At 36.8% G+C, this 8,686-nt stretch carries 6 protein-coding genes; 2 read left to right on the top strand and 4 right to left on the bottom strand.

Annotated features, from left to right (window positions below):
• Positions 1-311: 311 nt before the first annotated feature.
• From A3SG_RS0116300 to A3SG_RS21700, 4 genes are all read right to left on the bottom strand, one after another.
• Positions 312-2,420 carry a thioredoxin domain-containing protein gene (locus A3SG_RS0116300; RefSeq protein WP_016991072.1) on the bottom strand — a complete coding sequence of 703 codons (2,109 nt, stop codon included), beginning with the start codon at positions 2,418-2,420 and terminating at the stop codon, positions 312-314.
• Between the two features lie 293 nt (positions 2,421-2,713).
• A complete protein-coding gene (locus tag A3SG_RS20185; protein WP_016991071.1) occupies positions 2,714-3,478 on the bottom strand; it encodes a patatin-like phospholipase family protein in 765 nt (254 codons plus the stop codon).
• Positions 3,479-3,748: 270 nt separating this feature from the next.
• Positions 3,749-4,186, bottom strand: coding sequence for an acyl-CoA thioesterase (locus A3SG_RS0116290; protein WP_016991070.1), 438 nt, complete (start codon positions 4,184-4,186; stop codon positions 3,749-3,751).
• Between the two features lie 118 nt (positions 4,187-4,304).
• A complete protein-coding gene (locus A3SG_RS21700; protein WP_016991069.1) occupies positions 4,305-4,478 on the bottom strand; it encodes a hypothetical protein in 174 nt (57 codons plus the stop codon).
• 317 nt (positions 4,479-4,795) lie between these two features.
• On the opposite strand from A3SG_RS21700, the gene A3SG_RS0116280 reads away from it, so the two are divergent.
• Together A3SG_RS0116280 and A3SG_RS0116275 are read left to right on the top strand one after the other, a co-directional pair.
• Positions 4,796-6,328 carry an SDR family NAD(P)-dependent oxidoreductase gene (locus tag A3SG_RS0116280; RefSeq protein ID WP_410501002.1) on the top strand — a complete coding sequence of 511 codons (1,533 nt, stop codon included), beginning with the start codon at positions 4,796-4,798 and terminating at the stop codon, positions 6,326-6,328.
• A gap of 679 nt (positions 6,329-7,007) precedes the next feature.
• On the top strand, positions 7,008-8,264 hold the full coding sequence (locus A3SG_RS0116275) for an efflux RND transporter periplasmic adaptor subunit (RefSeq protein ID WP_016991067.1): 1,257 nt from the start codon (positions 7,008-7,010) through the stop codon (positions 8,262-8,264).
• Positions 8,265-8,686: the final 422 nt, after the last annotated feature.

Below are 8,686 nucleotides of genomic sequence, written 5' to 3'. Positions count from 1 at the left end.
ACTTTTTTTGCTACTTGTCAACTTTTATAGTACTCTAGAGCTAGTGTAAAACTTGAATTGAGTTTAGTGTAGCTCTACCTTGTCGCTGGAAGTTATTTTTAAAGCGACTTTGCAAACCGTTTTATAAAATAATTTATTGCGCTTACAGTACATAGAGAACAATTGATTGAAGAAAAGCGTTCGATATGTTTTGGCTCTCGAATTCCATTAAGGATGCAAATTAGAACCACTAATCCCAGAGCTTCGGAACAATCAGATGAGTTGTAATTCACAACAGCCTAGAAATTTGCTTTTTTATGGTGGTTAAAGTTTTATTGTAACTGTTTTAGAGCTTCTCCAACGTCAGTGGTGGGGCGTTGACATGATTTATTCTGACAGACATAAATGACAGTTTCTTCCTTGGTTAATTTTCCTTCAAGCAGTGCCAATGTCCCTTCGGTTTTTCCACCTAGAAAAATGGCATTAGGAAGATACTTTTTATCGAAAGTTTTCCTGACGTTTTCAAAATTGGGACCTACAACAGCAATCTCAAAAGGTTGCTTTATAAAAAGCATTTCTAAACGTCCCCAATTGGAATAATACTGAATGTTATTGTGGACATCTTGCTGTACGTTTGTGAGCATTTGCTTGGATTTCTGGGTATAATTCGCATTATCGAAGTATAGTCCTAAAAAGAACAGATTTCTCGCCATTTCAGAATTAGATGAAGGGATTACGTTATCAGCCACTTCCATTTTTCGAGCAATCAAATTTGAGTGGTTGTTGTGTGTGTAAAAAAACATCCCCGATTTGGTGTCATAAAAATGGGTGACTGCATAATCATTCACTTCTTTTGCTTTATACAACCACTTTTCATTAAAAGTAGCCTGATATAAATCGATAAATGCTGAAATCGTAAAAGCATAATCGTCCAAGAGACCATGAATTGTAGCTTTATTATTTTTGTAATTGCGCATTATTTCATTGGAATCGGTGATGGTTTCCCTAGCTAAAAAATTAGCGTTTTTGATAGCCTTATTTAAAAAAGCAGGTTCGTTAAAGGCGCGATAGGCATCAATGTACCCTTTTAGCATTAAACCATTCCATGCTGTTAGAATCTTATCGTCCAGTCTTGGTTTCACTCGTTTAGTACGGGCATTTAGCAATTTAGCGCTACTTTCTTTAATTTTACTTTCAAGGGTTTCTAATGAAATTTTGTATTTTGTGGCTATTGCTTTATCAGAAGATTTTCGAAACAAAATATTTTTTTTGTCTTCCCAATTTCCATTTGTTGTACTGTTGTAATAATCAGAAAATAGGGGGGCTTCTTGTCCTAAAATAGCAGTAAGTTCTTCAGCAGTCCAAACGTAGTATTTACCTTCTTCTCCTTCACTGTCCGCATCTAAGGACGAATAAAATCCTCCTCCAGGAGCTGTCAACTCTTTTTCAATAAAGTCAAGGGTTTCATAAACAACTGTTTTGTATATGGGGTTTTTAGTCAATTGGTAGGCATGGCTGTACAAACTAACTAGTTGGGCATTATCATAAAGCATTTTTTCAAAATGGGGAACGAGCCAGTCTTCATCAGTGGAATAACGGGAGAATCCACCGCCAAGTTGATCATAAATCCCTCCAAAAGCCATATTGTCTAACGTGGCGGTAACGGCTTTTAAGGCTTTGGAATTATCAGTCAATTGGTGGTATTGTAGTAAATACTCCCAGTTGGCCGGCATCGGAAATTTTGGTGCGCTGTGTCTGCCGCCTTTATCAAAATCAATCCGAGGTTCCCATTTTTTAAAAATGGAATTCAAATCGCTAATGGAAGCAATTGCTGATTCCTCCACAAAAGAAACATTTTCGGCATTTTTCACACCTTCCGTCACTTTTTGGGCTTGGTCAATCAGTGCTTGAGGTGTTTTATTCTGCATCTCGACAAAATAACGGAGCATCTCGAGCCAGTTCTCTTTAGGAAAATAGGTTCCTGCAAAAAACGGTTTTCCGTTTGATAAAGCTAAAGCATTTAAGGGCCATCCGCCACTGCCGGTTAGCAATTGAGCGGCAGTCATATACACCTGATCTACGTCAGGACGCTCTTCTCGATCCACTTTGATGCAAACAAAATGATCATTCATATATTTGGCGACAGCCACATCTTCAAAGCTTTCCTTTTCCATAACATGGCACCAGTGACAAGCAGCATAGCCTATGCTTATAATTACGAGCTTATTTTCTTCTTTGGCTTTTTGAAGTGCCTTTTCACCCCAAGGATACCAATTCACCGGATTATGGGCGTGTTGCAATAAATAGGGACTGGTTTCATGGATGAGTTCATTTGTAAATAGCGGCGTTTGTTCCATTGGTTCTGTTTCTTTATTTTGTCCTTTGCAAGCGCTAAAGACAGCTATAACACAAGTTAATATTAAATAGTGAATAGTTTTCATTTTCAATTAATTTTTGGAGCCATTATTAGATAAATAAGATATTCATCTGGGCTCAAGAATTACTGCTACTTTTCTATTGATTTCAATAAGTAACAAGATTCAATAAGCATACTGCAAAAATACCAATTACGATACGGATAAAAAAATTATCGGCTAATTCTTCAAGTCAGATTTTTTTCTTAACATTTTGTGTTTGTATCGAAAAAAAAGACAGTGGTTTATTTTAAAACACTTGTTCTTGCGATTTAGTAAAGCAGCAAATCTAGAAAGTACAATGTTCAAATTCGTATTACCTAAATGTTGAGTTCTTTTATCTGTTTTTCGAAAGTACGAGCATATTTATAGCCATAATCAAAGATTTCATCAGCTCTTTTCATATTGAAAATGCTAAACTGACTCATGTTTGGTGGTTCAATGTATAAAGAGCAACTGTCTATTTTACTTTGAACAGAACCTTTCATGGCCAAATGAAAACAACGGTCCATGACATTATTCATATGAACCTGATCTACCTCTTTCTTGATTGAATTGACATAACTGCCTATGATGATGTCACATTGCCCCGTTAAGGGTTCTGTGGGGAAATTATTGAGCACCCCGCCGTCCACAAACAGCGTGTCCTTATAATGTATGGGTTGGAACAACATAGGGATACAGGAAGAAGCCATCAGCGATTGGGATAGGTTTCCTGATGAAAAGTAAATTAATTCGCCTTTTAAAATATCGGTAGCAGCTATGTATAATGGTATGTTGAGGTCCTCAAAAGAATCAGTGGGGAAATATTCTTTATAAATATCATGAAATCCTTTCATAGCAAACAGGCCCTGTCTCTTTATCAAAATATTAGAAAAATTAAAGATCTGTCCTTTTTTTAAGATGCTTACAATTTCAGGGATAGAATAGCCAGCTGCGTAAAATGCACCTGCAATTGCACCTGCGCTGGTTCCTGAAACATGAGTGGGTACAATTCCAAATTCTTCCAACGCTTTTAAAATACCTAAGTGTGCAATACCTCTGGCGCCACCTCCTGATAACACAATGCCAATTTTTCTTTTCATTTGCCTTTTTATTATTGATACCCAAAGTCACATCTACCATCTGTTTATAGCTGCTATCTAAGATAACCTATTAAAAATGTAAAATGCTGTGATGAGAGTAGTTTAGTTGCTCAAAGCAGTTGTGGGGATATAGGAAAATAGTTCTTTTTATTCTGTTGGACTAATATAAATAAAAAAGACTGATTATCAATGATTATCAGTCTTTTTGTTGATATTTCTAACGTTTCAATTCTGTATTAAAGTAAGAATAGGGTTTGGAACCTCACTAATTTAAAGTTCAATAAAATCGGCTGTTTTTGGAATATTGCTCATGGCTTCCAGCGCTATATCTGGAGTTGGGTTGGCTATTTTTCGGAGCTTTGTGTCCATCCACGCACCATCCACGGTTATTGTGGCACACAAGGTATCTTGTTCATTCTTCAGTTCGTGTACAATAGACCATCGCGAAGCATCGGATCTCATTTTGGAAATTTTGGTATGTATAAATAGAGTGTCGGAAAGCCCGATTTCTTTTCTGAAAATGCATTCCTCTCTGAAAAGTATCGGACCAAAATGATTCGTCTGTAAAACTTTCATAGTCAAGCCAAGACTTTCCAGAATCTCGATACGATGCTGAGCACCAAAATCGTAATACGCGCTGTGACGCACATGAAAGTTAGGATCTAAATCAGACCAACGCAAGGATAATTGTTTAGTAAAAGATGTCATTATAATTATATATTAAAAGTTAAAATTCGTTTTATATTTATTGATTTTTTTTCAAAACACTCTGTTAAGTTAGTTAGACGAGTAGCTGCGCCAGCAGCTGAAAAAAGGTACTTCATTGTCAAAATTTCATAATTTGCTCTGGAGTATTTTCGTTTTCTAAAACAGGATCAAAAAGTGGTGATGCGCTGGCAAAGAACGAACTTGCAAAAATTGCGGTAGCCATTGTGGTCAGGTTTTTAAAAAAATTGAGATTAGAAGAAATTGTTCTTGTATTGCCTAAAAGGGCTATCATTTTTTTTGTTCTGATTAAAGGATTTCACTGTAGCTGGAATTGCTTAGCCTTGGCTGCAAATATAGGAAAAAAGGAGAGTTTTGAAAAACATTGTACGGTCGCATTTAGAGATTATTCTTTACCTAAATAATATAATGTCGATGCCATTGTGATAACACAATACTTTGATGAAATGGACGAGTTTACCTAAACTTTTGGACCCGTTTAGACGATCAGAAAAAAAGGGAGTAAGCGAACTATTTTAAAACTATATTTGCGCCCTTGGTATTTTCGCCAAGACTGATTCCCGTTTTTTTATGATGACGAAAGAGGAAATAATGCCTAAGACCGCAATAACTCCAAATGAAATTGAGAGATGCATCTCCATATTGGTACAATTAAATTCGAATACCGACGAGATATTCGATATTGAGAAAGACCAAAGGACGGCCTTGATAAAAGCGGCTGGAATGTTTTCAAGACCAGATCGAGACGAATTTTCCCGACGAAAAAAAGAGGGAAGATTAGTGGCCAAACGCAAAAAGGAAAAGCAAGACAAGACCGCGCGTAAAGAAACTGGAATAAGACATGCCCGGGAAGCGAGTATCTTCATGGCGCCAAAACTAGTAGCTTTTGATGATCTCGCTACCAAAGAACAATTAGAACTGGAAACCCCCAGGAATTGTTACGTCTGTAAAGCCCCATTTACTAAATTGCACCACTTCTATGATACCATGTGTACTGATTGTGGAGATTTTAATTATGCCAAACGTTTCCAAACAGCAGATGTAAAGGGACAAATAGCGATTATAACGGGTTCCAGATTAAAAATTGGCTACCACATTACCTTAATGCTTTTGCGTGGAGGAGCGACCGTTATTGCAACAACTCGTTTTCCAGTGGATTCGGCTTTGCGTTTTTCTAAAGAAGAAGATTTTGTAGAGTGGGGGCACCGCTTAAAAATTCATGGTTTGGATTTACGACACATTCCTAGTGTAGAGATTTTTTGCAATTTTATAGAACAAAAATACGAGCGTCTCGATATTCTTATCAATAATGCAGCACAAACGGTGAGACGACCAGCGGGATTCTATACTCATTTAATGGCAAACGAAGAGGCTCATATTAGCTCGTTATCAAAACAGGCTCAGGATTTGTTACTAGACCACGCAGCTTGTTTGCAGGAACTAAAAGTGTTGACAACGGGAGCTTCTTCTAATCAAAATATGCCGGTTACTTGGCACGGGCCGGAACCTGGAATTGGTTTACGGGCTTCCGCCAAATTATCCCAGATTCCGTATAGCTTTGACAATACATTAGTGGCAAATGAAGTATTTCCAGAAGGAGAGTTGGATGCCGATTTACAGCAGGTGGATTTAAGAAAGACGAATAGTTGGCGTTTAAGATTGGGACAAATAGAAACGACAGAAATGATTGAAGTGCAGCTCGTTAACTCAGTGGCGCCATTTGTATTGTGTAACCGCCTTTCAGAAATAATGAAGAAAGACAATACTGGAAAAAAACACATCATCAATGTTTCAGCCATGGAGGGAAAGTTTCATCGCTTTTTTAAAGAAGACCGTCACCCGCATACCAATATGGCCAAAGCGGCTTTGAATATGCTAACCCACACTTCGTCTGGGACTTTGGCAAAAGACGGGATTTTTATGAACGCAGTGGACACGGGATGGGTGACCGATGAAGATCCTGCGGAGTTAGCCAAAAAGAAACAAGAGTTGGAAGATTTTCAACCACCTTTAGATATTGTTGACGGCGCAGCACGAGTAATGGATCCTTTGTTTGACGGTATTAATACAGGAAAACATTGGTGCGGAAAATTCTTAAAAGATTACAACCCTATTCCGTGGTGATAAACAATAATTCTCCATTTTAAGACTAATTGAATTTAGGTTTTAGTCCAAATCGCCGTGGTACAATGCCAGTCTAATATGAAAATAGTACAATGCAATTGGATAGTTTTGAATATTCAATCGGTATTAGTAACGATAGTGTGCAGATTTCTACTGGGCATAACGACATCCTTATTGTAGTGTTTTCTGATTCTTATGTAAATGCAAAAATCCTTGTACCGTTTACGATATAAAACTTTTGATATCGGAATTCAAGGCACTTCAGCATCGGCTGTGTGTATCGATTTTAAGAAAAAAATTTTGTGGTCCAATGACCGTAGAGTGAATAAAAGCTGCAAAAAAAGAAGATACTTCTAGTCACTTGATCCGATTTATTCATAAAAATTCCTACTTTATTATTTGTTAAATAAAAGTAGAAAAAATCTAAGATTACAGCCCTTTTTGTTAAAATATAATCTTAAATTTGAGTATAGAAAAAGTCAATTTAGACTGAGTTATTTTTTAATAGTATATTGAAATTCAGTTAGTTACTATTTTTTTTAATGCAAATTCCCGATTGGAACTTCCCATTCCATAATTGACTAATAATACGCTGCTCAGCCGATATAGGCAGCGGCTTTACAGCATAAAAACACGAGATACCACAGTCACTTTTTGATTCAATTATAAATGTATTGAAATGAAAAAAAAATCGATTCTATTGCTGTCCTTTTTGGCTGTTGCCTTAGTTGTGGCTATTCTCTATTTTACAAACCCTAAAAACAAGCAGGAGGTTACTTTTATAACCGCTGCCGTTCACTACGGAGCAATCGCTAAAAGCGTGACCGCAACAGGGACGCTTCAGTCGCTAGATACCATTTCTGTTTGTGCACATGTTAACGGTATTGTTAGTACTGTTTATGTTGATTTAAATAGTATCGTCAAAAAGGGGCAATTGCTGGCGAAGATTGATACTTCGATCATAATGATTGAAATGGAAGTAGCTACTGCTGGCCTCAGCAGCGCGAGAAGTAAGGCGATTTTTCAAGAAAGCAATTTTGAAAGGCAAGAGCAATTATACGATAAGGGAATCATCAGCAGAGCCGAGTATAAGGTGGCGCTAAACCAACATAAAAGTGCCGAGGTAGCTGTAACTAAAGCATTGGAACAACTAAAAATTGTGACCGGTAATCTTTTTCACACTAATATTTATTCGCCTATTGATGGTGTAATACTTACCTGTAATGTATTTGCTGGTCAGACGGTTGCTTCCAGTTTTAGTATGGAAACGTTATTCATTATCGCGAAAGATTTTGGTAAAATGCAGATACGTGCCACTGTGAACGAAGCAGATATAAGCCCGGTAAAAGCAGGCCAAAAAGTAAGCTTTACGGTAGCTGCTTTTCCGGAGAATACGTTTCAGGGAAGTGTGCAGGAAATAGTATTGGACTCATCAGTATCTGCAAACGTAGTGAGTTACAAGACTGTGATTAACGTCGAAAATACGGATGTGAAGTTCAGACCTGGAATGAGAGCGAGTATCACTATATATGCAGAACAAGAGGATAGTGTCTTAATAATACCCTCCCGGGCTTTGTCTTTTAAACCAGAATCCACTATGAATAACAAATATGTTATCATTAAAGCAGAAAAATTGATTACTGTTCCTGTAGAGGGTGTAAAGCGGGATTGTATCGTAGTTCGCAATAGTAGATATCGTAGAAAACAAAAAGCATACGTCTGGGTTAAAAAAGGAGATACGGTAATAGAGAAAAGAATAAGAATTGGTGTTAATGACGATACACATGTAAAAGTTGTAGAAGGAATAGCTCTTGACGAAGAAGTAGTTACCTATATGGTCAAAGATGGGGCTGCAAGCACTGTCGATCGGAGACCGTGGATTCCTTTTAAGCCACAAAGCCGGCGTGGGAGAACTTCTGGCGATTCAAAAAAATAAAGAAATAAAATAAAGAGGTGATGAACTTGAATGTTTTAGAGGTCATATAACAAAAAATTAGCAATGTAAAATGTGCGATGAGGTATTAAATGTGCTTAAAGACTTTACTTTCTCATTATAGCAAGGGCATTCGTTACCGTTATATGCAGCAGCGTTAAAAGGGCCTTTGTGAATTGATAGCTTTATTCTTTTAGATAGCGCCACGCTTTAAAAGTATTGAGTGTGCATAAACTTCATCAGATTCTTGTTCTAAGAAGGAATAAAATAAGACTAGAGCAATAGAACTTAATTATAATTTGATTTAGGAGTTCGTTTAAATGCATCAATTTGTAACATAGCAACAGCTATTTAAGTTGATAAGCAACAACTTTTATCGGAGTTTTTAACAAAAAAAGTAAAAAATAAAATTTTTAATTTTTAAC

This window comes from Flavobacterium sp. ACAM 123, assembly GCF_000264055.1.
Lineage (GTDB): Bacteria > Bacteroidota > Bacteroidia > Flavobacteriales > Flavobacteriaceae > Flavobacterium.
Note: the sequence above shows the minus strand (reverse complement) of the source record. Positions and strands in the feature narration are given on the sequence as shown.

Bases quoted from the DNA above. Each gene is read 5' to 3' on its own strand.
- A3SG_RS0116280 (WP_410501002.1), top strand. From the start codon at position 4,796: ATGCCTAAGACCGCAATAACTCCAAATGAAATTGAGAGATGCATCTCC.
- A3SG_RS0116275 (WP_016991067.1), top strand. From the start codon at position 7,008: ATGAAAAAAAAATCGATTCTATTGCTGTCCTTTTTGGCTGTTGCCTTA.
- A3SG_RS21700 (WP_016991069.1), bottom strand. From the start codon at position 4,478: ATGATAGCCCTTTTAGGCAATACAAGAACAATTTCTTCTAATCTCAAT.
- A3SG_RS20185 (WP_016991071.1), bottom strand. From the start codon at position 3,478: ATGAAAAGAAAAATTGGCATTGTGTTATCAGGAGGTGGCGCCAGAGGT.
- A3SG_RS0116300 (WP_016991072.1), bottom strand. From the start codon at position 2,420: ATGAAAACTATTCACTATTTAATATTAACTTGTGTTATAGCTGTCTTT.
- A3SG_RS0116290 (WP_016991070.1), bottom strand. From the start codon at position 4,186: ATGACATCTTTTACTAAACAATTATCCTTGCGTTGGTCTGATTTAGAT.